This window comes from Lacrimispora xylanisolvens (assembly GCF_002934545.1).
In the GTDB taxonomy this organism is placed as follows: domain Bacteria; phylum Bacillota; class Clostridia; order Lachnospirales; family Lachnospiraceae; genus Lacrimispora; species Lacrimispora xylanisolvens.
This window is the reverse complement of record NZ_PTJA01000005.1, coordinates 296,777-320,071: the sequence shown is the minus strand read 5'-3', so window position 1 is coordinate 320,071 and position 23,295 is coordinate 296,777. Positions and strand designations below refer to the sequence as shown.

The 23,295-nt window shown below is 43.5% G+C and carries 23 protein-coding genes; 22 read left to right on the top strand and 1 reads right to left on the bottom strand.

The window, feature by feature from the left end; genetic code table 11:
• Positions 1 to 12 precede the first annotated feature (12 nt).
• The 15 genes from trxB (at position 13) to BXY41_RS11750 (ending at position 16,946) form a co-directional block, all read left to right on the top strand.
• Positions 13 to 954 carry a thioredoxin-disulfide reductase gene (gene trxB, locus BXY41_RS11820; RefSeq protein WP_104437041.1) on the top strand — a complete coding sequence of 314 codons (942 nt, stop codon included), beginning with the start codon at positions 13 to 15 and terminating at the stop codon, positions 952 to 954.
• A 1-nt stretch (position 955) separates the two neighbouring features.
• Positions 956 to 1,279 carry a thioredoxin TrxA gene (gene trxA, locus BXY41_RS11815; RefSeq protein WP_104437040.1) on the top strand — a complete coding sequence of 108 codons (324 nt, stop codon included), beginning with the start codon at positions 956 to 958 and terminating at the stop codon, positions 1,277 to 1,279.
• Between the two features lie 97 nt (positions 1,280 to 1,376).
• Positions 1,377 to 1,847, top strand: coding sequence for a glycine/sarcosine/betaine reductase complex selenoprotein A (gene grdA, locus BXY41_RS11810; RefSeq protein ID WP_104437112.1), 471 nt, complete (start codon positions 1,377 to 1,379; stop codon positions 1,845 to 1,847).
• Between the two features lie 92 nt (positions 1,848 to 1,939).
• A complete protein-coding gene (gene grdC, locus BXY41_RS11805) occupies positions 1,940 to 3,478 on the top strand; it encodes a glycine/sarcosine/betaine reductase complex component C subunit beta (RefSeq protein ID WP_104437039.1) in 1,539 nt (512 codons plus the stop codon).
• A 4-nt stretch (positions 3,479 to 3,482) separates the two neighbouring features.
• Positions 3,483 to 4,643 (top strand): glycine/sarcosine/betaine reductase complex component C subunit alpha, encoded by a 1,161-nt coding sequence (grdD, locus tag BXY41_RS11800; protein WP_104437038.1) that lies wholly within the window; start codon positions 3,483 to 3,485, stop codon positions 4,641 to 4,643.
• A 54-nt stretch (positions 4,644 to 4,697) separates the two neighbouring features.
• On the top strand, positions 4,698 to 6,101 hold the full coding sequence (gene selA / locus BXY41_RS11795; RefSeq protein WP_104437037.1) for an L-seryl-tRNA(Sec) selenium transferase: 1,404 nt from the start codon (positions 4,698 to 4,700) through the stop codon (positions 6,099 to 6,101).
• Entirely contained in the window at positions 6,098 to 7,423 is a 1,326-nt protein-coding gene (locus BXY41_RS11790; RefSeq protein WP_104437036.1) for a glycine/sarcosine/betaine reductase component B subunit, read from the top strand. The genes selA and BXY41_RS11790 overlap by 4 nt, the downstream gene beginning before the upstream one ends.
• Before the next feature lie 13 nt (positions 7,424 to 7,436).
• On the top strand, positions 7,437 to 8,756 hold the full coding sequence (gene grdH / locus BXY41_RS11785) for a betaine reductase selenoprotein B (RefSeq protein ID WP_104437035.1): 1,320 nt from the start codon (positions 7,437 to 7,439) through the stop codon (positions 8,754 to 8,756).
• Between the two features lie 104 nt (positions 8,757 to 8,860).
• Positions 8,861 to 10,321 carry a glycine betaine uptake BCCT transporter gene (locus tag BXY41_RS11780; protein WP_104437034.1) on the top strand — a complete coding sequence of 487 codons (1,461 nt, stop codon included), beginning with the start codon at positions 8,861 to 8,863 and terminating at the stop codon, positions 10,319 to 10,321.
• Positions 10,322 to 10,414: 93 nt separating this feature from the next.
• A complete protein-coding gene (locus BXY41_RS11775; protein ID WP_104437033.1) occupies positions 10,415 to 11,320 on the top strand; it encodes a selenium metabolism-associated LysR family transcriptional regulator in 906 nt (301 codons plus the stop codon).
• Between the two features lie 76 nt (positions 11,321 to 11,396).
• Positions 11,397 to 12,095 carry a GntR family transcriptional regulator gene (locus BXY41_RS11770; protein WP_104437032.1) on the top strand — a complete coding sequence of 233 codons (699 nt, stop codon included), beginning with the start codon at positions 11,397 to 11,399 and terminating at the stop codon, positions 12,093 to 12,095.
• A 161-nt stretch (positions 12,096 to 12,256) separates the two neighbouring features.
• A complete protein-coding gene (locus tag BXY41_RS11765) occupies positions 12,257 to 13,006 on the top strand; it encodes a MerR family transcriptional regulator (protein WP_104437031.1) in 750 nt (249 codons plus the stop codon).
• 261 nt (positions 13,007 to 13,267) lie between these two features.
• Positions 13,268 to 13,663 (top strand): ty transcription activator TEC1, encoded by a 396-nt coding sequence (locus BXY41_RS11760; protein WP_104437030.1) that lies wholly within the window; start codon positions 13,268 to 13,270, stop codon positions 13,661 to 13,663.
• 13 nt (positions 13,664 to 13,676) lie between these two features.
• A complete protein-coding gene (locus BXY41_RS11755; protein ID WP_104437029.1) occupies positions 13,677 to 14,723 on the top strand; it encodes an NUDIX domain-containing protein in 1,047 nt (348 codons plus the stop codon).
• Positions 14,724 to 15,017: 294 nt separating this feature from the next.
• Entirely contained in the window at positions 15,018 to 16,946 is a 1,929-nt protein-coding gene (locus BXY41_RS11750) for an endonuclease MutS2 (protein WP_104437028.1), read from the top strand.
• Between the two features lie 2 nt (positions 16,947 to 16,948).
• On the opposite strand, the gene BXY41_RS11745 is transcribed toward BXY41_RS11750, so the two are convergent.
• Positions 16,949 to 17,542: a ferritin-like domain-containing protein gene (locus BXY41_RS11745; protein ID WP_104437027.1), complete on the bottom strand. Its 594-nt coding sequence runs from the start codon at positions 17,540 to 17,542 to the stop codon at positions 16,949 to 16,951.
• Between the two features lie 95 nt (positions 17,543 to 17,637).
• Here BXY41_RS11745 and BXY41_RS11740 point away from each other — a divergent pair, with 95 nt between their 5' ends.
• The 7 genes from BXY41_RS11740 (at position 17,638) to BXY41_RS11710 (ending at position 23,124) form a co-directional block, all read left to right on the top strand.
• Entirely contained in the window at positions 17,638 to 18,216 is a 579-nt protein-coding gene (locus BXY41_RS11740) for an NUDIX hydrolase (protein WP_104437026.1), read from the top strand.
• A 114-nt stretch (positions 18,217 to 18,330) separates the two neighbouring features.
• The gene (locus BXY41_RS11735) at positions 18,331 to 18,666 is read left to right on the top strand and encodes a cyclic-di-AMP receptor (RefSeq protein ID WP_104437025.1); all 336 of its coding nucleotides are present in this window, start codon (positions 18,331 to 18,333) and stop codon (positions 18,664 to 18,666) included.
• 54 nt (positions 18,667 to 18,720) lie between these two features.
• Positions 18,721 to 19,896: a phosphopentomutase gene (locus tag BXY41_RS11730; protein WP_104437024.1), complete on the top strand. Its 1,176-nt coding sequence runs from the start codon at positions 18,721 to 18,723 to the stop codon at positions 19,894 to 19,896.
• Positions 19,897 to 19,910: 14 nt separating this feature from the next.
• A complete protein-coding gene (locus BXY41_RS11725; RefSeq protein WP_104437023.1) occupies positions 19,911 to 20,339 on the top strand; it encodes a cytidine deaminase in 429 nt (142 codons plus the stop codon).
• 25 nt (positions 20,340 to 20,364) lie between these two features.
• Entirely contained in the window at positions 20,365 to 21,693 is a 1,329-nt protein-coding gene (locus BXY41_RS11720) for a pyrimidine-nucleoside phosphorylase (protein WP_104437022.1), read from the top strand.
• Positions 21,694 to 21,706: 13 nt separating this feature from the next.
• Positions 21,707 to 22,357, top strand: a complete 651-nt coding sequence (gene deoC, locus BXY41_RS11715; RefSeq protein WP_104437021.1) for a deoxyribose-phosphate aldolase — start codon at positions 21,707 to 21,709, stop codon at positions 22,355 to 22,357.
• A 248-nt stretch (positions 22,358 to 22,605) separates the two neighbouring features.
• The gene (locus BXY41_RS11710) at positions 22,606 to 23,124 is read left to right on the top strand and encodes a CarD family transcriptional regulator (protein WP_242980172.1); all 519 of its coding nucleotides are present in this window, start codon (positions 22,606 to 22,608) and stop codon (positions 23,122 to 23,124) included.
• The last annotated feature ends 171 nt before the right edge of the window (positions 23,125 to 23,295 follow it).

The window sequence follows — 23,295 nt, the reverse complement described above, 5'->3', positions numbered from 1 at the left end:
TGGAGGTGCGCTTTGAACGTTTATGATGTTGTAATTGTTGGTGGAGGACCTGCCGGCCTGTCTGCCGGTCTTTATGCAGGGAGAGCCAGACTGAATGCGCTGCTGATTGAAAAAGATAAGGATGGGGGACAGATCGTTATTACTTCCGAGATTGAAAATTATCCGGGATGTCTTCCGGAAGAGTCAGGCAGTACTCTGGTACAAAGAATGACAGACCAGGTAGAGAAGTTTGGGATTGAAAGGACGGCTGATTATATCGAATCGGTGGATTTCTCCGGAGATATCAAGGTATTGAAAGGAAAGAGGAACGAGTACCACGCGAAAACGGTGATCATTGCCACCGGCGCATATCCTAAGCCGATCGGATGTCCGGGGGAAAGGGAATTAATCGGAAAAGGAGTGTCATATTGTGCAACCTGTGATGGAAACTTCTTTGAGGATTTTGAGATTTTTGTAGTCGGAGGCGGAGATACTGCTGTTGAAGAGGCTCTTTATCTGACAAAGTTTGGCCGGAAGGTGACCATTATCCATAGAAGAGATGAGCTTCGAGCCGCAAAATCCATTCAGGAAAAGGCATTTAATAATCCTAAAGTAGAATTTATGTGGGACTCTGTGGTGAAAGAAATTAAGGGAGATGGAATGGTCCAGAGTATGTCGGTGGAAAACGTGAAGACAGGGGAAGTAAGGGAAATTGTCGCCGATGAAGAAGATGGAACATTTGGAATCTTTGGCTTTATCGGATATCTGCCCCAGTCAAAATGTTTTGAGGGCAGTCTGGATATGGAATACGGTTATATCAGAACAAATGAAAATATGGAAACAAATGTACCGGGTGTTTTTGCTGCCGGGGATATCAGAATTAAGAGTTTAAGACAGGTGGTCACTGCCTGTGCAGATGGAGCGATCGCGGCTGTCATGGCAGAGAAATATATAGAAAATGAAGGAGGGAATTAGAATGTTAGTTGTGGATAAAGATACGTTTGAACCAGAAGTGCTGAAGGCAGAAGGAATTGTATTTGTGGACTTTTTTGGGGATGGGTGTGTGCCCTGCCAGGCTCTGCTCCCTCATGTTGAGAACTTTGCTGAAAAATACAGCAATAAAATCAAGTTTACAAAACTGAATACCACAAAGGCCAGAAGGCTTGCCATTTCTCAGAAGATTCTTGGATTACCCGTTATGGCAATCTATAAAAACGGGGAAAAAATAGAAGAATTAGTAAAAGATGATGCAACACCTGAAAAAATTGAAGAAATGATTAAGAAATATGCATTGGAGTAAAACAACCAGGTACATAACGTGGAAAGTTATATTTCAGCCAGCAGTGTAAATCCTTTATCCAGCTGGCGCACGTTATAAATATATGAATAAGGAGGAGATTAATATGCTTAAAGACAAAAAAGCAATCATTATTGGTGACAGAGACGGCATACCGGGACCTGCAATTGAGCAGTGTGTTAAAACGGCCGGTGCAGAAGTAGTATTCTCGTCAACAGAATGCTTTGTCTGAACGGCTGCGGGTGCCATGGACCTGGAAAATCAGAAGAGGGTAAAAGCATTGGCGGAACAGTACGGCCCTGAAAATATTATTGTTATTTTAGGAGCCGCAGAAGGCGAGGCTGCCGGCCTTGCTGCTGAAACTGTTACGGCAGGAGACCCTACTTTTGCAGGACCTTTGGCAGGAGTCCAGTTGGGACTAAAAGTATACCATGCCTGTGAGCCGGAAATCAAAGATGAAGTGGATAGCGCTGTCTATGACGAGCAGATCAGTATGATGGAGATGGTATTGGATGTCGATGATATCCGAAAAGAGATGTCAACAATAAGGGACGAATATTGTAAATTTTAATAATCATCCCTTCACAAATCAATTCTTGTGAAATGCGAATGGTATATGGCATCACATTTTGCAGGAATTGATTTATTATTAGGAGGCAAACTATGTACAGCGTCTTAAAAGGAGCAAGTTACATACTCGCTCATACGCCAGATATGGTAATTCATAATGGTACAACACAGACAACTCAGCGAACCATTGATCCTGATTCTGAATATTTAAAAAATCTGGATAAGAGTCTGCGGTCTTATGATGAATGTAAAGCATATCTGCCAAATCAGACTTACATTGGAAACATTACACCTGATGAGCTGGCTGGCTATGCACAGCCATGGTATCAGCAGAAATCCGATTACATACAAAGAGAAGGCAGATTTGGAGAAATCATGCCGGAAGATGAATTTATCGGGTTGATTGCAATTTGTGATGTATTTGATCTTGTAAAATTAGAATCACAATTTGCCGTTTCCGTGAAGAAAAAATTAGAAACTCACAGTCTTATAGATCCAAAGTTTTTAAGTGTCTTTGATAAAAACTTTGAGTTGTCAGAAATTAACGGTTTCATCGCAGACGAACACGCAGAGCCTTTGTATTATGGAGGAATGATTGTCGGCTGCATCAAAGCGGCCCATGATATTGACCATTCTCTTTCCGCCCATGTCATTTTTGAGAACCTTGTTTCAAAGGCTTCCTGTGTTCTTTCATTGTTACATTTAATTGATAAGAACCATATCAGGAAAGAAGAAATTGAATATGTGATCGAGTGTTCGGAAGAGGCCTGCGGCGATATGAATCAGAGAGGGGGAGGAAACTTTGCGAAAGCAGCAGCAGAAATCGCAGGTCTGGTCAACGCCACAGGGAGCGATGTAAGAGGCTTCTGCGCCGGTCCGACCCATGCCCTGATTCATGCAGCTGCCATGGTAAAGGCGGGAACATTTAAGCATGTTATCGTTGCTGCCGGAGGATCTACCGCAAAGCTTGGTATGAACGGAAAGGATCATGCAGGCAAAGGGATTCCCATACTGGAGGATTGTGTAGCCGGTTTTGCCATTCTCGTCAGTGCAAATGATGGGGTCAGCCCGGAGATCAACACCGATATTGTGGGCAGGCATACGGTGGGAACCGGATCTTCTCCTCAGAACGTGATTTCTTCGCTGACTGCATCAGCTCTTGAAAAAGCAGGGCTGAAGATGACCGATATTGATAAGTATACGGTAGAAATGCAGAATCCGGATATAACGAAGACAGCAGGCGCCGGCAATGTACCTGAGGCTAATTATAAGATGATAGGGGCCCTTGCCGCCATGCGCAAAGAAATAGAGAAATCCCAGCTGGCTGATTTTGTATCGGAACATGGCATGGTGGGCTGGGCTCCTACCCAGGGACATATCCCTTCCGGAGTTCCTTATCTTGGCTTTGCCAGACAGGAATTGATGGATAAAAAAATTAACAGAGTTATGGTTATTGGAAAAGGAAGTCTGTTTCTTGGAAGAATGACCAATCTGTTTGATGGAGTATCCTTTATTCTTCAGCAGAACAGCGGTGCAGGACAGGAGGAAACGGTGTCTGAGGACAAAATCAGGAAACTGATTGCCGCATCTTTAAAGGATTTTGCAAAGCATCTTCAGGAAGACGAGGGGTGATCATATGTCTGAAGGTAAGGTGAAACAGTTAATTGCAGAGACCTTTTTTGAAATGGCTCATATGCTTGAGACTGGTCAGTCTGGCAGGGAAATGCCCATCGCCATAACTGCAATGGGAAGTGAGCATGGAGAAGAGACCATTTATCAGGCAGCTTATGAGGCAGCAAAAAAAGGGATATCTGTAAAGGTGATCGGAAGCCGGCAGCTGGAAGCGGAGAATCTTACGGTCATACCGGTCGCCTCGGAAGAAGAGGGGCATAAAAAGATGGATGATATGCTCCAGAAAAAAGAAGCCTGTGCGGCAGTGACCATGCACTATCCTTTTCCTATCGGAGTTTCTACAGTGGGACGTGTCATAACTCCGGCAGCCGGGAAAAAGATGTATCTTGCTTCTACAACAGGAACCTCATCCGTAAACAGGATTGAAAGCATGATAAAGAACGCCATTTACGGAATCATTACTGCAAAAGCCAGCGGAGTGGCAAACCCCACAGTTGGCATTTTGAATGTAGACGGAGCACGGCAGACAGAGATCGCGCTTCAAAAGCTGAAGAAAAATGGTTATGACATTCAATTTGCTTCGTCCAACAGGGCGGATGGAGGAATTGTCATGAGGGGAAACGATCTTCTGACAGCCTCCGCGGATGTGATGGTAATGGATTCCCTGACCGGCAATGTTCTGACCAAGATGTTTTCTGCTTATACCACTGGAGGCAATTATGAGTCGGTTGGTTTTGGGTATGGTCCTGGAATCGGAGAAGGGTTTGAAAAGCTGATCCTGATCGTTTCAAGGGCGTCCGGAATTCCTCTCATCACAGGAGCACTGGAATTTGCAAAGGAACTGCTTGACGGTGATTATCAGAAGGTTCTTGCTGAAGAATTTGCAAGGGCAAAGAAGGCAGGTCTGGAGCAGATTCTGAATGAATGCAGGCAAAGTAAAAATTCAGAGTCAGCAGAGGAAGTAAAAGCTCCCCCAAAGGAAGTGGTGACGGAAGAAATCCTTGGGATTGAAATCATGGATCTGGAGGAAGCGGTATCCTGCTTATGGGGGGCGGGTATTTATGCCGAGAGCGGAATGGGCTGTACAGGTCCGGTAGTCCTCATAGCGGAACATAATTTAAAAAAGGCCAGGGAAATTCTTACTGATAAGAAGTTCATTGGCTGACACGGTTATAAGACTGCTTTGAACCATTGAAACTACATAGCGAGGAATGATAAGATGACAGATAAAAACAGTTCTATGAGGCAGCTGCCAAAAGTGGATGAGATGATACGATGCATTGCATCAGAAGGTATAACTAATGTACCCGCGGTTCTGGTAAAGCTTGCCTGCCAAAAAGAAATTGAACTGGAAAGACAGAAAATTTTATCCGGCAGTCCATATCAGTACTCCAGGGAAGATTTAATCAGGCGTATCAAAGCGGAAATTGAAAAGCAAAACCAGCCCCATTTGAGAAAAGTAATCAATGGAACCGGCGTTGTTCTGCACACCAACCTTGGGAGGGCAAGACTCTCTCAAATGGTCTCGGAAAACATGAAGGAAATCTGCGGATCCTATTCTAATTTAGAGTATGATCTGGAGACGGGGGAAAGAGGAACCAGGTACGAACATGTAGAACAGCTGCTTACCTTTTTAACCGGTTCAGAAGCGGCTCTGGTAGTCAATAACAATGCGGCAGCCGTATATCTGGTGTTAAACTCGGTGGCCAGCGGCAAAGAGGTTATCGTTTCAAGGGGAGAGCTGGTGGAAATTGGAGGCGCATTCCGCGTTCCGGAAATCATGACGGCAAGCGGCTGCCGGCTGGTAGAAGTGGGAACCACAAACAAAACCCATGAATCAGATTATGAAGAGAACATCAATGAGAACACCGGAGCCTTATTAAAAGTCCACACCAGCAATTATAAGATTATCGGCTTTACGGATGAGGTTTCTCTGGAACGTATGAAAGAGGTTGGAAAAAAGCATGGTCTGCCCTTAATATATGATCTGGGATCAGGGCTACTGGTGGATCTTAAAGCATATGGAATCGGAGATGAGCCCACAGTCAGAAGCTGTCTGGAACAAAGTGCGGATATTGTATGCTTCAGCGGAGATAAGCTGCTTGGCGGACCTCAGGCGGGTATCATTGTGGGCAAAGCGGAGTACATAAACAGGATGAAGAAAAATCATCTGCTCCGGGCGCTGCGGATTGACAAACTGACCTTAACGGCACTTGAATTAACCCTCAGGCAATATCTGACTCCTGAGACGGCAGTTGTGCAGATCCCTACTCTGAAAATGATCACGGAACCGTTGGAAAACCTGAAGAAAAAAGCTGAGTTATTACATGGTCTGCTGGTAAAAAGGCCGGAAGCACACTATGAAGTAACAGAAACCACCGGACAGATCGGCGGAGGGTCCATGCCGGGAGTAAATCTTTCTTCTTATGCGGTAAGTATCACCATGGAACATCTTTCAGCAGATATGCTGGAGCGAATGCTGAGAAATAATTCCGTGCCCATTATATCTAGAATCTGCAAAAATAAAGTATTGCTAGATGTCAGAACCATGAGCGAGGAAGACCTTTTCGAAGCAGCAGAATTTTTAAATAAAATAATTAATCTGAAAGGAGATATGGAATGAAGCTGGAATTGGGAAATTTTTATGTAAAAGAAATTTGCTTTGGCGATAAGACTTCTTTAAAAGACGGGCTTCTCACCGTGAATAAGGAAGAAGCTCTTGCAGTCGTAAAAGAAGACGAACATATCACAGAAGCAGAACTATATATTGTGTCGCCTGGGGATCGTGTCAGGCTGGTTCCTGTTAAGGAAGCAATAGAGCCCCGTTACCGCGTAGGGGGAGGCCCTGTATTTCCCGGAGTGACGGGAGAATTAATGCAGGCAGGGAACGGAACCACCTATGCACTGAAGGATATGAGTGTTCTGGTTGTAGGCAGACACTACGGCGGTTTCCAGGATGGACTGATTGACATGAGCGGGGAGGGTGCAAAATACACCTACTACTCACAGTTAAAAAACCTTGTATTGGTTGCTGATACAGATGAGATTTTTGAGCAGAAGGAACAGCAGAAGAAAAACAGGGCATTAAGATGGGCGGGCATGCGCCTGGCTGAGTACATCGGTACAGCAGTCAAGGACTTAATACCGGATGAGGTGGAAACCTTTGAGCTGGAACCAGTTACAAAAAGAAGTAAGGAAATAAATGAGCTTCCAAGTGTGGTACTGGTGCTTCAGCCTCAGTCCCAGATGGAAGAAGGAGGCTATAATGATTTAAATTATGGCTGGGATACAAACCGGATGCTCCCAACCTTTATGCATCCCAATGAGGTACTGGACGGGGCAATGATCAGCGGATCCTTCATGCCATGTTCTTCCAAATGGTCCACTTATGATTTTCAGAATCTTCCTATGATCCGCAGGCTTTACAAAGAACATGGAAAGACCATTAATTTCCTTGGTGTTATTATGTCCAACTTAAATGTTGCTCTGGAGCAGAAAGAGAGAGCTGCGTTATTTGTGGCACAGATGGCCAAAAGCCTGGGAGCGGACTCTGCTGTTGTTGCCGAAGAAGGCTATGGGAATCCGGATGCGGACTTCACAGGCTGTATTGTTGCCCTGGAAAATGCCGGTATTAAGACGGTAGGGCTTACAAATGAATGTACGGGAAGAGACGGTGCCAGCCAGCCCCTGGTTTCCCTGGATGAGAAAGAAGATGCCATCGTATCCTGCGGAAACGTATCAACGCTGATCCGGCTTCCTAAGATGGAAACAGTTCTTGGAGAACTGGAGGCACTTGCAAGAGACGGGCTTTCCGGAGGCTGGTCCAATGACGAAATTCTGGGAGCTTCCGTAAAAGAGGATGGCTCAATCATCATGGAAAACAACGCCATGTTCTGCGGCGACCAGGTGGTAGGATGGTCAGTTAAGAGAATGGTAGAATTCTAGAAGGAGGGACGATATGAAAGGTATTTTATACTTGAATCAGTTTTTTGGTCAGATCGGCGGGGAAGAACTGGCTGATTTTAAACCGGAAATCAGAGAGGGTCTTGTAGGTCCGGCGATGGCGCTTCAGCAGGAACTGGGCGATGAAGTTCAGATTACACATACCATCATCTGCGGCGATAACTTTATAGGCTCAAACACGGAAGAAGCGGTAGAAACCATTATTTCCATGTTAAAGGGGAAAGAAATGGATGTCTTTTTTGCCGGACCAGCGTTCCGTGCGGGACGTTACGGAGCAGCCTGCGGTCACATCTGCAAAGCTGTAAAAAAGGAGTTCAAAGTTCCGGTACTCACTTCCATGAACGATGAAAACCCCGGGGTTGAAATGTTTAAAAAGGAAATGTACATATTTAAAGGCGGTGCCAGTGCGGCGGCCATGAAAAAAGACATAAAAGCCATGTCAAAGTTTGCCCTTAAGCTGTTAAAGGGAGAAAAGCTGCTTCCTGCAGCAGAAGAAGGTTATTTTGGAAGAGGAATGCGGGATCAGATCTGGCTGGATCCTCCAGTAACAGCAGCAGACCGGGTAATTGATATGCTTTTAAAGAAAATCAAGGGAGAGCCATTTAATACGGAGCTTCCCATACCCAAGTCAGACAGAGTTGCCATTGCTCCGTCTATCACCCCGGAAGATCTTAGCCATATGGAGGTTGCTCTTATCACCTCCGGAGGAATTGTTCCCGTAGGAAATCCCGACCGCATTCAGTCAGCTTCGGCGACTAAGTGGGGGAAATATGATATTTCCGAAACGGATGACCTTGTAAAAGGGGAATATATGACCATTCATGCCGGATTTGATCCGGCTGCAGCAAATAATGATTCTGATGTTATTGTTCCTCTGGATGCAATGAGACGGTACCAGAAAGAAGGAAAAATAGGCGGAGTCTATAAGTATTTCTTTTCAACCGTTGGTACCGGTACAACTCAGGCGGAAGCTGCGAGAATGGGAAAAGAAATTGCAAGAGAATTGAAAAAGGATGGAATCAGAGCTGCAATTCTGACCTCCACATGAGGGACCTGTACACGTTGCGGTGCAACGATGACAAGAGAAATTGAAAGAGAAGGAATCACCATTGTTCAAATGGCAAACCTGATTCCAGTAGCTAAAACGGTTGGAGTAAACAGACTGGTCCCAACCATTTCCATCCCATATCCGCTGGGAGATCCTGCTACTTCGAAAGAAGAGCAGTTTAAGCTTCGCTATCACAGAGTGGGGGTAGCTCTTGATGCGATTACGACGGATATAAAAGAACCTCAACTCTTTAAAGTTAAAATTTAATTTTTTATGTGGCGGGAATTCTGCCTTTGCCAGGCAGGTTTCCTGTCACATAAAATCGGATTGCAGGTAAACGGCATACGGTTATTTTAAAGAGGAGGGTAAAATTGAAAAAGAATCAGGTTTTTTACATTTCGTTTCTTATTACTATGATAATTGTTGCATTTGGTCTGGTTGCGCCCCAGCCATTTGCAAAGGCTACATCGGCAGCAAATGATTTTCTTGTTAATAATTTTGGGTGGTTTTATTTAATTTCCATGTTCGTGTTTGTTGCATTTTCATTAGGAATAGCATTTAGCAAATATGGAAGTATTAAACTGGGACCGGATGATTCCGTTCCGGAATTCAGCAACCGATCATGGTTTGCCATGCTTTTTGGTGCTGGAATGGGGATTGGGCTGGTTTTCTGGGGCGTTGCGGAGCCACTCAATCACTTTATGACATTTGGAGCAACGGAAACGGCAGCAGATTTTGCAATGAAAAAATCTTTTATGCATTGGGGTTTTCATCCATGGGCAGCGTATGCTATTATTGGAATGGCACTTGGGTATTTTCAGTTCAGAAAAAATGCTCCTGGTCTGATCAGCAGTATCTTTTTACCCATTCTTGGTGAAAAAGGAATCAAAGGACCTGTGGGAAAAATGATTGATATTTTTGCGGTATTTGCGACGGTAGCCGGAATTGCAACTTCTCTGGGACAGGGGACCATGCAGATCAATTCCGGGTTGAATTTCCTGTTCCATGTGCCCACGACCCGATTGATCCAGATCATTATCATCATTGTTCTGATGGTTATTTACACCTGGACAGCTGTGAGCGGAATTGATAAAGGAATCAAACTTCTGTCTGATATCAATCTGATCCTGGCAATTGCAATTCTGGCCGGCGCGTTTCTCGTTGGTCCCAAGCTTCTGACCCTGAATGTTTTTACAAATTCCATTGGCAATTATGTGAATGATTTTGTAAAAGACAGTTTTGCCATAAATCCATTCGGAGATAAGTCCTGGCTTGGTTCATGGACCATATTCTATTGGGCATGGTGGATTGCATGGGGACCCTTTGTAGGCACATTTATTGCAAGAATTTCAAAAGGAAGGACCATTCGGGAGTTTGTTATCGGGGTTATTCTGGCTCCATCCTTAGTATCCTTTATCTGGTTTTCCGTTTTTGGAAGCCTTGGTTTAAATCTGGATACCAACATTATTTCAAAAGCAATTGAAACAACAGAAACCGCATTGTTTGTGGTTTTACAACAGTATCCACTTGGCGGTATCTTTTCAATTATAGCAATTTGTCTTTTGGGAACATTTTTTATTACATCAGCCAACTCAGGTATTTTTGTATTATCCATGTTTTCTTCTGATGGGGACATGGAACCAGCCAATAGTAAAAAAATATTCTGGGGAGTGATTCAGGCCTTGCTGGCACTGGTTCTGTTAATGACAGGCGGACTTAGTGCACTTCAGACCTGTTCCATAGTAGCCGCTTTTCCACTGGCCATTATCATGCTTTTATGCTGTGTGTGCCTGGTAAAGGAACTGAGAAAGGAACCCCCAAAAAAGAAATAAAATTGAAACGTTAAACGCCTGAGGTGCCTGCATTCTTGTTTCTGGTAAAGTGCAGGCACAATCGGGCTGTGTTTTTAGAAAGAAGAGGGGCATATGGAATTTAAACAATTAGAAGCATTCGTGCAGATTTCAAAGCTTCAAAGTTTTTCAAAGGCCTCTGAATCCTTATTCTTAACTCAGCCGGCACTGAGCAGCCAGATTAATGCACTGGAAAAAGATATTGGAACTCAACTGTTTATCCGTTCCACAAAGAAGGTATATCCCACCAAAGCAGGGATTCATTTCTATGAGTATGCTCAAAAAATGCTGGCAATCAGGGATCAGTCTTTATATGAAATGAGTAAATTTTCAAGAGAATGTACGGGTGAAGTCAACATTTTGGCCTCCAGCGTTCCGGCTCAGTATATTTTGCCTCAGGTGATAGCAGATTTCAATAAGGAATATCCCAATATCGTGTTCCATTTATATCAGAAAGACAGCGGGGAAGTCTTTGAGGAACTGATTAAATACCAGTATGATATCGGATTTGTAGGAATGGAAAGTGAAAACGGTCGTTATACCCAGACGCCATTATATAAGGATCAATTGGTTTTGATATTACCCTTAGCAATGAAGTACGACGGCAGCCGGAAGGCAGAGGAGATAATAAAATTTATTGCTGAAAAAAATTTTATTATGAGAGAAGGGGGATCTGGCACCAGATCAGAGATGGAAGCATTCTTTGGTAAGCATGGACTTTCAGCAAAAGATTTAAAAACCATTGCTTATTTTAGTAATACTCAGGGAATTATCGAAGCTGTAGCACAGGGAATGGGAATTTCTTTTGTTTCAAAAACAGCAGTACAGATCTACAATCATTTGAATCTGATTAACGTTGTGGAAATCGAATCGGAATTGTTAAGCAGAAATATTTTTTGTGTGCAAAAGAAAGATATGATTTTAACTCCTGCTCAGGAACTGTTTATTAATTTTGCTAAAAAGCATTGTCAGAATATTTAATTATTCATATGATTTGTCTTACATCTATAGTATAATATTCTGTTAGTGATAGAATCTATATTGAGAGGTGGATATTATGATAAGTAATTCATACGATAAAATAAGCCATATGATTACATATTCAAAGGCAAATCTAAGTGAAATAGTCGTTTCCTATATAAAAAACAAGATTTTGACTGGAGAATTAAAAAGCGGTGACAGATTGGTGGAAACCGACGTATCGGAAGAACTACAGATCAGCAGGGCGCCTATCAGAGAGGCTTTAAGAGAACTTAATATGAGGGGGATCCTGACTTTTTCTCCTAAGAAGGGCAGCCAGATTCTGGAGATGGATTATGAAGATATTGCAGAGGTCTTTTCCATTCGGATTCCACTTGAAATGCAGATTCTTACCATAATTTTTGAAAAATCCCTGCTGCAGGAGCAGGATTTAGATTATCTGGAGACTTTAAATAATGATATGATAAAGTCCGATCGTGACAATGTCATTGATGATAAGGAAAAGAATTTTATTTTTAATTCCAACGACCTGGCTTTTCATGAATTTTTCTGGAAAAAGTCAAAGAGCTTCCGGCGGGCTGAAATTTTAGAAAATCAATATTTTCAATTGCTGATCGCAATGAATAAGGATATTTCCACATTAGGTATTAAGAAAGAAAAATTTGACGAACATAAGTTGATTATTGATGCCTGCCGTTCAGGATCTCTTGACAAAACATTACATGCTTTTCAGAACCATATGGACTCATATTTAAAGGCAGTAAAAGATTTATAAATTATTAGCAAAATGAAATGAACCGCTCAGCCCGATCGTATTTATTGGGTGGGAGGTTCGTTTTTTTGTGCATAATAGGAGTTAGAAAAATAATATAAAAAAAGGATTGACTACAACGCTGCGTCATACTCTATGATTGTAAATGTCAGGAGGTATTTTCTATGAACACCAGGGAAGCAGCCGGTATTACCGGTATCAGTGTGCGTACTTTGCATCACTATGACAAGATTGGTCTGCTGTGTCCAGACCGTGATCCGGATAATGGTTACAGGAACTATTCCGATGAGGACTTAGATCTGCTGCAGCAGATTTTATTTTTCAAGGAATGCGGATTTTCCCTTACTGAAATCAAGGGATTTCTTGCCAATCCAAATTTTGACCGGGAAAAAGCATTTGTACTGCAAAGGGATTGTCTGCTGCAGGAACAAAAGCGTATTAATGCCATGCTGAAAACTCTTGATAAGACAATGAAATCATGGAAGGGAGATAAAAAAATGATGCAGTCGGAAAAATTTTATGGGTTTGGGAAAAAACACAACCCATATGAAGAAGAAGCCAGACGCCTGTGGGGAAACGAGGCCGTGGACCAAAGCAATGAAAAGATGGATTCCATGACCGAAGAGGAACAGAATCAGGTATTTGAAAATATGGATCAGATGTTTCGTGAGCTGGCAAAGCTTTGCAGGAAAGCACCTGAATCAGAAGTGGTACAAAATGCAATCAATAGCATGTTCCGTTTTTTCAATGAGAGCTTTGGGGTTACCTATACTCTGGAAGCATTTGCAGGCCTGGGTCAGCTTTATATATCAGACTCACGCTTTACTCAGAATATAGATCAGTATGCTGAGGGATTATCCGCTTTTTTAAGTAAAGCGATGGGCTATTATGCAGACAGCCAGAAGAACAGCTAAAATAGTAAGAATACAGAATGAATGATAACTCCTCACCGGTACAGCGGCGGGGAGTTTTTTACGTTACCACAACACAGTGACACAAAAGGAACTTCTTTACGATAATTTTATGAAATTGTAATAATTCAATAGATGTCAGGATGGAAATTATATGGTAAGATAATATAGGACTGCGCTGCCTTAAACGCAGCTTTTTTCATGAAGCAAAGGTTTCCTGAAGGCTGTCGCAGGGTAAAATTGGATATGAGTTTGGAGGCCTAGATGAAGCAAAGGAAATTTCACTTACACTTAACATTGTTCGGGACTATCGTTTTAGTACTGGTTCTTGTCTTATTGTTCCAGACCTTAAAGGGTAGAGCAGAGCCGATCTTCGATGACAATACCATGACTACATATTACGCAAAAACCGTTCTTGGAACAGCGCCTGATTTGCAGGCAGAACGGTATTTTAATAAGGATAACTACCAACTTTCCGGCTTCACCTTTGATGTCAGCCAGTGCGACTGGAATAAAGCAGGTACATACCGGGTTCCGGTAATTTACGATGGAAGGAAAACCAACTGTGTGGTGCAGGTGGAGGTTCGCAACACCTTGGAAGAGATACCGGAGACGGCCGCTTCCATCAATGAGAATGCAGTTTTAACAGAGAAGAAGTAAGGAGAAAACCCACATGGAGCGTCATAGCTTAACAACCCTTTGCTACATCGAAAAAGAGGATCAATATCTCATGCTTCACCGCATTAAAAAGAAGAATGATATCAATCAGGATAAATGGCTGGGAGTCGGAGGCCATCTGGAGGAAGGGGAAAGCCCGGAAGATTGTCTTTTAAGAGAGGTAAAGGAAGAAACCGGCCTGACGTTACTGTCCTATCGACTCAGAGGGTTTATCACCTTTGTATCAGATCAGTATCCTGATGAATATATGTTTTTATATACAGCTGACAGCTATGAAGGTTCACTTATGGATTGTCAGGAGGGTGTTCTTGAATGGGTGCCGGTTGAAAAAATTGACAGCCTTCCCATATGGGAAGGAGACCGGATCTTTTTTGAACTGCTAAAGGATGAGATTCCATTTTTCTCCCTGAAACTGCAGTATTGCAAAGACAGTTTAGAGGCGGCAGTATTAAACGGATCACCGTTAGAGCTTTTAGAAGAACGGGATTTGAATGGCTGCACAACCGGAAACGTTCGTGCCCGCTTCATGATGCACCGAGACGGTATGCTTCATGGAACATCCCACGTATGGGTAGTAAGACCCAATGAGAAAAGCGGATTTGACCTGCTTTTGCAAAAACGCAGTGCAGGCAAGGATGCTTATCCGGGCTGTTATGATATTTCTTCAGCCGGACATATTCCGGCAGGTGATGATTTCCTTATATCGGCGGTCAGAGAACTGTCAGAAGAACTTGGGATTAATGCAGCGCCAGAAGAACTTACCTTTGTAGGGCTTCATGAGGAACAGGAAGACGCTGTATTTTACGGACGGATGTTTCGCAATCATGAAATCAGCCACGTCTATGTTTATGAAAAAATGGTGGATGAACGTCAGCTTGTACTTCAGAAGGAAGAGGTGGAATCAGTACTCTGGATGGATTATGAGGAATGTCTGAATCGGATGAAAGATGGAACTTTAATCAATTGTTTAAATGAAAAGGAACTTCATATGCTTGCCCGCTGGTACCAGAAAAAGGGATTGACCGGACAACAGCATTTATGATATAGTAGAAGCATTAAAGAAAGTAGGAAGTGTGTTTATGTTAATTGTGTCAAATCATGGAGCGTAAATCAGAATCATAATGTGAACAGGAAACCCGGACAGGAAGGCGGATTATGCATTCCTTTGTTTTGTGTACCTGTTTAGCCCATGAAGATACAAAACTGACTGACAGGATTTTAGACCTGTAAGACTGGGATTTGTAGTCTTGCAGGTCTTTTTTGTGTATCAAAACCGGCCTGGCTGATTGCTCCATGAATCTTTTATCGTTAAAAAAAGATAAGACAGGAGAATAACATGAATCACACATTTCAAATATTAGAATTTAACCGGATTATAGAGAAACTGGAAGAACTGGCGCTTACAGAAGGCGCAAAAGAGCAGATCAGGAATTTAACACCTGAGTTAAAAGAAGCAGAAGTAAGGAAAAATCTCCGGGATACCACCCAGGCAAGAATGATCCTGGACCGTATGGGTCAGCCTCCTGCAGTAGCGATGAATGGTATGACGGCTATTTTTAGATCAGTGATGCAGGAAGGTATTCTGATGCCAGAGGATCTGGAATCAGTGGGAACTATGCTCACAGGCGTAAAACGGTATAAGGATTTCTTAAACCGATGCAAATATTTAGAACTGAGCCTTGCCTATTATGAAGAAAACTTAGATCCCCTGGAGAGTCTGGCAAGGGAATTGTTTGAAAGCATCAGAAACAAACGGGTGGACGATTCTGCCAGCAAGTATTTAAAAAACGTCCGCCAGGAGATTGTACGAATGGAAGAGAAGCTGAGAACAAAGGCGGAATCCATGCTAAGAACCAATAAAAAGTTCTTTTCAGATTCGTATATCACCATCAGAAACGGCAAAGTATGCCTCCCGGTGAAAAAGGAGTATAAGCTGGCAGTACCTGGCAGTGTGATCGATCAGTCCTCCACTGGTTCCACACTATTTATAGAGCCCTCAGCCATCGCGGCACTAAATGGAGAGCTGGAGAGTCTGAAAATTGAAGAGGAGAATGAAACCAGAAGAATTCTTTATACCCTTACTGCTCAGGTAGAAGAGCAGCTGCCGGTCCTTACAGAGAACAGGAAGGTTTTGGAAAAACTGGATTTCCTTTTTGCAAAGGGAAAGCTCAGTGCAGATATGAAGGGAGTGGAACCGGAGATTTTCACAGAGCGGATCATACGGATCACTGAGGGACGCCACCCGTTTATGAACCCGGAGCAGGTAGTTCCTTTAAACTTTGAACTGGGGAAAAACGGAAGAGGAATTGTTATAACCGGACCAAATACAGGAGGCAAGACTGTCTCCATTAAGACCGTAGGCCTGTTCTCCCTCATGGCTCAGTGCGGACTTCATATCCCATGCAAAGAAGGACAGATCAGCCTGTTTAACCAGGTGCTCTGTGACATTGGAGACGGACAGAATATTACGGAAAACTTATCCACATTTTCCTCTCACATTGTAAATGTACTGGACATTCTTAGTAAGGCAGACAGGGAAAGTCTTGTCATACTGGATGAGCTGGGCTCCGGAACCGATCCGGCAGAAGGTATGGGAATTGCCATCTCCATACTGGAGGAATTAAGAAGATGCGGCTGTCTGTTTTTAGCAACCACCCATTATCCGGAAGTAAAAACCTACGCAAAAGAAGCGGAGGGAATCACCAATGCACGCATGGCATTTGACCGGGAATCCTTAAGACCGCTCTACAGACTGGAAATCGGAGAAGCAGGAGAGAGCTGTGCACTTTATATTGCAGGCAGACTGGGAATGCCGGAGCGAATGATCAGACGGGCTGAGCAGTACGCCTACGGGTTACCGGAGACAGAACCGGAGTCCGGCAAATACAGGGAAGCAGAGAAAAGACCGGGTGGTCCCAGAATTGAAAAAATAAAGAAAGTAACAGAGAATCAGATTGCAATGCAGACAAAATTCACCCTTGGAGACAGTGTGATGATTCTGCCAGACAAGAAAATAGGGATTGTCTGCACCACGGTCAATGAGAAAGGCGTAGTACGGGTTCAGATGCCGGATAAAAAAATCTGGATTAACCATAAACGACTGAAACTTCTGGTTTCGGCAGAACAGCTGTATCCGGAAGATTATGATTTTTCCATTCTCTTTGATACCGTGGAAAACAGGAAAGCAAGACACAAGATGGAAAAGGGATATCAGGAAGGTCTGGAGATCCGAAAAGCTGCGGATGAGACCCTCCCTAAGTTATGATTTCAGCATGGTTTTGGGGGATCGCAGGGTTTTTTGCGGTCCTCCTCACAGGCTCTGTATTCGTATGGCAGTTCAAAAGGATCATCGTTTAGTTCGGCAAGCATCAGGCGGAAAATCTGTACATGGCATAATTCATCTGCTATAATCCGGTTTAAGATGGCTTTGATGCGGAAGTCGTTAATCCAAAGGCACTGCTGCTGGTATTTTCTGATTGCCTCCAGCTCGCCGTTTAAGGAATTGGCAACAAGAGCGCTGATATTGGTGGGATAACGGTTGCAGGCAGGAGTCCAGTATCTCATGCGGCCGTTTTGCCAGCTCCAAAGCCGTGGATCTGCTCCCAGCATGATACAAAGCTCACCGAAAACATTGAGATGGTGCATTTCTACCACACTGATTCTGTGAAAACATTCTGCGATATCGTAAAAATACCGTTTCGTGATCATGCTGTTGTAAACGTATAAGCTGATTGCGGACATTTCCGAATTACAGGCACCGATGTTGGAAAGCATGGCTGTGGCATAAAGTTCATTGACCGTTACGATTTCAACATCAGGCCAGGGGGATTTGTCAGAAAAAACAAGTGCGGAAAGATCCATTTCTTACCTCCCATAGAGTCGTTCTATTTAAATATATCAACAGACAGAGGGAGTATGACTGAAATAATCAAAGGAAAAGGAAAGGCTGTGATTGGATGAAGGACGAAAGAACGTTAAAAAAAGAACTGGAAGAATTTGTGCCCATAAATAAACAGGAGGAAGCGGACAAAAAGCTGATTCTTAAATGCTTATCTGAAGGAGACCGTATTTTCTTCCGGGAAAATGAGGAAGCTCATCTTTCTGCTTCCGGCTGGGTGGTAAACCAGGCCATGGACCGTGTTTTAATGGCATATCATAATATTTATCATTCCTGGGCGTGGACCGGTGGCCACGCAGACGGGGAAAAGGATCTTTTGTCTGTTGCCATAAGAGAAGCCAGGGAAGAAACGGGAATTAAAACAGTGACACCGGTAATGGACCAGATATTTTCTCTTGAAGTCTTAACCGTAGACGGTCACGAAAAGAAGGGGTTATACGTCCCTTCCCATCTGCATTTAAACGTGACTTATTTACTGAAAGGTGATGACAGGGAGGAGATCAGAACGAAGGAAGACGAGAACAGTAAAGTGGGCTGGTTCTCATTAAAAGATTGTCTGGAAGCGGTAAATGAGCCCTGGATGAAAGAACGAATTTACAAAAAGCTGATAGAAAAGATGGAAAATCTGAAAATTTAACAGAAAATTGGCATTTATTTTATGATTAGCTGTTTCTATTTTGGAGATTATGATTTATAATAATGGTATCTGAATGGATGAAGTTTTGCCAAATAAGACAGCGAGGTGTTAGATATGAAAATTGTTTATGCAATCGTCAGTTCCGATGATGGAAACCGGGTGACCGACGTTCTGAATGAGCACCAGTTCAGTGTCACAAAACTTGCCACAACAGGCGGTTTCTTAAAAAAAGGCAACTCAACATTGATGATCGGTACTGAAGACGGACAGGTAGAAGAAGTCATCACACTGATCAAGGATACCTGCGGAAAGCGCCAGAAAATTACATGCAACGTTCCTGCACCGAATATCGCGTCCGTTTCGGCGGGATATATGATGATGCCCATGACAGTCGAACTTGGCGGGGCTACCATATTTGTTACAGATGTAGAGCGTTTTGAGAAAATTTGATGTAGTGACAAAGGGATTGCAAAGCAATCCCTTTTCGTAACAGGAGGAATGAATATGTCAGAAACCAAACGAGTATTTATCATTGTACTGGACAGTTTCGGTATCGGCGAAGCTCCAGATGCGGCAAAGTTCCACGATGAGGGAAGCAACACCCTTGGATCAATTGCAAAAGCAGAGGAATTTGATACGCCGAACTTAAAAAAACTTGGTATGTTTAATATTGACGGTGTAACAGCCGGTGAGAAAGAGAAAGAACCAGCGGGCTCCTATGGCAGAATGACCGAGCGGTCCCAGGGTAAGGATACCACCATCGGCCACTGGGAGATTGCAGGAATTATTTCCCAGGAGCCTCTTCCAACCTATCCGGAAGGCTTTCCTGATGAGATTCTTGATGAATTTAAGAAGCAGACAGGAAGAGGAATTCTCTGCAATAAACCTTATTCCGGCACAGATGTAATCCGGGATTTTGGAAAACAGCATGTGGAGACAGGGGATTTAATTGTTTATACTTCTGCAGACAGTGTGTTTCAGATCGCTGCCCATGAGGAAGTGGTGCCGTTGGAAGAATTGTACCGTTACTGCAGGATCGCCAGAGAAATTTTAACAGGAAAACACAGCGTAGGCAGAGTGATTGCCAGACCGTTTGCCGGCGAATATCCTGATTATAAAAGAACGCCCCACCGCCATGACTTTTCCCTTCTTCCGCCAGCAAAGACCATGCTTGACTGCCTGGATGAAGCGGGCCTTGATACCATCGGAGTGGGAAAAATCTACGATATTTTTGCAGGGAAAAGCATTCAGAAAACCACAACCATCGTTAACAATAATGATGGTATGATTCAGACCTTAAAAGCACAGCAGGATGAGTTCCATGGTCTTTGCTTTGTCAATCTGGTGGATTTTGATATGGTTTACGGCCATCGTAACGACGTAAAGGGTTATGCAAGAGCAGCCACGGAATTTGACGTTCAGCTTGGGCAGTTTATGGAAGCCATGAGACCGGATGACGTTTTAATCATTACAGCAGATCATGGCTGTGATCCCGGAACTCCAAGCACCGATCATTCCAGAGAATATACCCCCATGTTAATTTACGGACAGGGAATTAAAGCCGGAGTTTCCATTGGAACAAGAGATACCTTTGCTGATATCGCGGCGACGGTACTGGATTTGTTTGGATTAAAGGGTGAGATTGCCGGAACCAGCTTTTTAGGTGAAGTAGCAAAATAACAGGAGGTGTTTGATTGAAGCTGAATGATACGACGATCAGGCTGCTGAAAGAGGAAGCCTATCGTGCACAGAAAAGGGCTTATGTTCCTTACTCTGGTTTTATGGTAGGTGCTGCACTTCTTGCAAAGAACGGAACTGTGTATCTTGGGTGCAACATTGAGAATGCATCCTTTTCGCCTACCAACTGTGCGGAACGCACTGCATTTTTCAAAGCAGTATCTGAGGGCGTGACGGAATTTGATGCCATTGCCATTGTAGGAAATAAAAAAGGGGCAAAGGGAGGCATCTGCGCTCCCTGCGGAGTCTGCCGTCAGGTTATGGCAGAATTCTGTGACCCGGATGAATTTCAGGTAATCCTGGCAGCAGAAGAAGAGACTGTTATTTATACATTAAAGGAACTGCTTCCCCTGGGATTTACAAAGAAGGATTTAAATTCCGACTGAAAAAATGAGGGAGGTTTTAAGTAATATGAGGATGTATGATTTAATTGCAAAAAAGCGTAATGGAGAAACTCTGACAGAGGAAGAGATCCGTTCCATGATAGATGGCTATGTACTGGGAGAAATCCCGGACTATCAGATGTCTGCCATGCTGATGGCAATCTATTTTAAAGGGATGAGTGATACGGAAACAGCAATCCTTACGGATGCAGTGGCTCATTCCGGCGATATGGTGGACTTAACTCCCATTCAGGGAATCAAGGTGGATAAGCACTCCACTGGAGGTGTTGGTGATAAAACCACTCTGGTGGTGGCTCCCATTGTAGCGTCCTGCGGCGTTAAGGTTGCAAAGATGTCCGGCAGAGGACTTGGCCATACAGGCGGGACTGTGGATAAGCTGGAATCCATTCCAGGCATGAGAACCACACTGACTGAGGAAGAATTCTTTGAGGTTGTCAACACCACAGGTTTATCAGTTATCGGACAGTCCGGTAATCTGGCACCTGGAGATAAAAAGCTGTACGCGCTCAGAGATGTAACTGCTACGGTGGAAAGCATTCCCCTGATTGCGGCATCCATTATGAGTAAGAAGCTGGCAGCAGGAAGCGACTGTATTCTTCTTGATGTGAAAACCGGAAGCGGTGCATTTATGAAGACGCTTCAGGACTCTGTCACTCTGGCAGAGAAGATGGTGGCGATCGGAGAGCATGCGGGAAAGAAGACCATGGCTCTCATTACCAATATGGATATTCCCCTGGGCAATTTAATCGGCAACAGCCTGGAGGTGATAGAAGCAGTAGAGACCTTAAAGGGCAGAGGACCAAAGGATTTGACAGAGGTATGTTTAAATCTGGCATCCGGAATGCTGTGGCTGGCTGGTAAGGGAACCCCGGAGGAGTGTTTTGCCATGGCAGAGAAAACCATAGCGGACGGCAGTGCCTTAAACCGGCTGGCAGCCATGGTAAAGGCACAGGGCGGAGATCCATCTGTGATCTTAGATCCCTCTCTCTTTGCAAAAGCGCCTTATGAAAGAGAAATTAATGCAGTGAAGAAGGGATATCTGGTTCATATGAACACGGAGCAGTGCGGAATTGCTTCTTCCATGCTGGGAGCAGGAAGAGTCACCAAGGAAAGTCTCATCGATTATACAGCTGGTATCGCTCTGAAGAAAAAGGTAGGTCAGGAAGTGGAAGAAGGTGAAACCATTGCCGTGCTCTACACCTCGAGGCAGGAACTGTTTGATGCCGCAGAAGAGGAATTCTTAAAAGCGGTTACCATTGCCGATGAAAAACCGGAGGAGGAGCCTCTGATTTATGCCAGAGTTACCAGAGAAGGCGTGAAAAACCTGATAGGATAGAAAGGATAAAACAATGACCGATTTAGAGATGTTAAGTTATGTAGACCATACCCAGTTAAAGGCGTTTGCCACATGGGAAGATATTGAAGAACTGTGCAGGGAGGCGGTGGAATATAAAACAGCGACTGTCTGCATTCCCCCCTGCTATATCAGCCGCGTACACAAGGAATTTCCGACTCTTGCGATTTGTACTGTAGTAGGTTTTCCTCTTGGATATTCCGTGACAGAATCCAAGGTGTTGGAGACGAAAAAGGCCATTGAAGACGGAGCTGTGGAAGTTGACATGGTAGTCAATATCAGTGATGTGAAAAATGGTGAATATAAGAAGGTAGAAGAAGAAATAGCAGAACTGAAGAAGGCCGCTGGCGATCAGGTTTTAAAAGTTATCATTGAAGCATGCTATTTAACAGAAGAAGAAAAAATCGCCATGTGCAAGGCTGTAACTGCAGCAGGAGCCGATTATATCAAGACCTCCACCGGATTTGGAACAGGCGGAGCGACTCTGGAAGATATCGAGTTATTTAAAAAGCACATTGGACCAGATGTAAAGATTAAAGCAGCTGGCGGTGTCCGGACGCTGGAAGATTTAAGAGCCTTTATTGAGGCAGGATGTCATCGCGTTGGAGCAAGTGCAGCTGTAAAGCTGGCAGCTCAGAAGAAATAAAGAATAGTGAATAAGAGGAACACCCAAAACTATCTGACAGTAAAAAAATACAGACAGTTTTGGGTGTTTATTTTCTGATAAATTAGTAAAATGCACAAATAACGCAGGGGGTACCCTTGGTTATATTTCACAAAAATAGGAGTAAATCTAAAAAACACTGACAAAATACCTGAAAAAGTGTTACACTAGTAGTATAGCGTTTAATTTTTTATTGTAACAGTGTGTTGGTATTCTGACAGGAGGAATGAATGATGTTTCAGGTAAATGATTTAGTAGTATTCGGCAACCATGGGATCTGTGAGGTAAAGGAAATAGGGAATCTGCGCATGTATGAGGCAGATGAGGAGAGGACCTATTATACCCTGAAGCCTCTTTACGAGGAGCACCAAAGTGCCGTTTACACACCTGTTGATAACCGAAAAACAGCTATCAGAGCCGCTGCTACCAGGGAGGAAGCAATGGATCTCATCGATCAGATCCCCAGCATCGAAGCAATCTGGGTATTGGATGAAAGAGAACGGGAATGCATTTTTAAGGCAATCATGTTAAAAAGTGAATGTGCCGGATGGATGCAGATTGTAAAGACTCTGTATTTGAAAAAAAGAAAGAGGCTTGCAGAAGGCAAAAAGAACACTGCAAAGGATGATTTCTATTTTAATAAGGCAGAGGATCTGTTATATGGTGAGCTGGCAGCAGCTTTGGAAGTGGATAAAGATGGAATAAAAGATATGGTAATGAGCCGTGTCTTTTCAGATGTAACAAATTAAGAGACGTCCTCCCGTATCACTGGGAGGACGTTTTACAATTTGTAGTTGTTTTATACCTTGATTGCAAAGCACAAATATGAGTTTGTGCTTTGCAATCAAGGTATTTTTTATTATATAAAACATGGCGACGATTGTTAAATCTGAAAGATTCCAGGGGAGGGGTTGGGGATA

Coding starts and splice junctions, on each gene's coding strand:
- trxA (WP_104437040.1), top strand. CDS start 956: ATGTTAGTTGTGGATAAAGATACGTTTGAACCAGAAGTGCTGAAGGCA.
- grdC (WP_104437039.1), top strand. CDS start 1,940: ATGTACAGCGTCTTAAAAGGAGCAAGTTACATACTCGCTCATACGCCA.
- grdD (WP_104437038.1), top strand. CDS start 3,483: ATGTCTGAAGGTAAGGTGAAACAGTTAATTGCAGAGACCTTTTTTGAA.
- selA (WP_104437037.1), top strand. CDS start 4,698: ATGACAGATAAAAACAGTTCTATGAGGCAGCTGCCAAAAGTGGATGAG.
- BXY41_RS11790 (WP_104437036.1), top strand. CDS start 6,098: ATGAAGCTGGAATTGGGAAATTTTTATGTAAAAGAAATTTGCTTTGGC.
- BXY41_RS11775 (WP_104437033.1), top strand. CDS start 10,415: ATGGAATTTAAACAATTAGAAGCATTCGTGCAGATTTCAAAGCTTCAA.
- BXY41_RS11770 (WP_104437032.1), top strand. CDS start 11,397: ATGATAAGTAATTCATACGATAAAATAAGCCATATGATTACATATTCA.
- BXY41_RS11765 (WP_104437031.1), top strand. CDS start 12,257: ATGAACACCAGGGAAGCAGCCGGTATTACCGGTATCAGTGTGCGTACT.
- BXY41_RS11760 (WP_104437030.1), top strand. CDS start 13,268: ATGAAGCAAAGGAAATTTCACTTACACTTAACATTGTTCGGGACTATC.
- BXY41_RS11755 (WP_104437029.1), top strand. CDS start 13,677: ATGGAGCGTCATAGCTTAACAACCCTTTGCTACATCGAAAAAGAGGAT.
- BXY41_RS11750 (WP_104437028.1), top strand. CDS start 15,018: ATGAATCACACATTTCAAATATTAGAATTTAACCGGATTATAGAGAAA.
- BXY41_RS11745 (WP_104437027.1), bottom strand. CDS start 17,542: ATGGATCTTTCCGCACTTGTTTTTTCTGACAAATCCCCCTGGCCTGAT.
- BXY41_RS11740 (WP_104437026.1), top strand. CDS start 17,638: ATGAAGGACGAAAGAACGTTAAAAAAAGAACTGGAAGAATTTGTGCCC.
- BXY41_RS11735 (WP_104437025.1), top strand. CDS start 18,331: ATGAAAATTGTTTATGCAATCGTCAGTTCCGATGATGGAAACCGGGTG.
- BXY41_RS11730 (WP_104437024.1), top strand. CDS start 18,721: ATGTCAGAAACCAAACGAGTATTTATCATTGTACTGGACAGTTTCGGT.
- BXY41_RS11720 (WP_104437022.1), top strand. CDS start 20,365: ATGAGGATGTATGATTTAATTGCAAAAAAGCGTAATGGAGAAACTCTG.
- deoC (WP_104437021.1), top strand. CDS start 21,707: ATGACCGATTTAGAGATGTTAAGTTATGTAGACCATACCCAGTTAAAG.
- BXY41_RS11710 (WP_242980172.1), top strand. CDS start 22,606: ATGATGTTTCAGGTAAATGATTTAGTAGTATTCGGCAACCATGGGATC.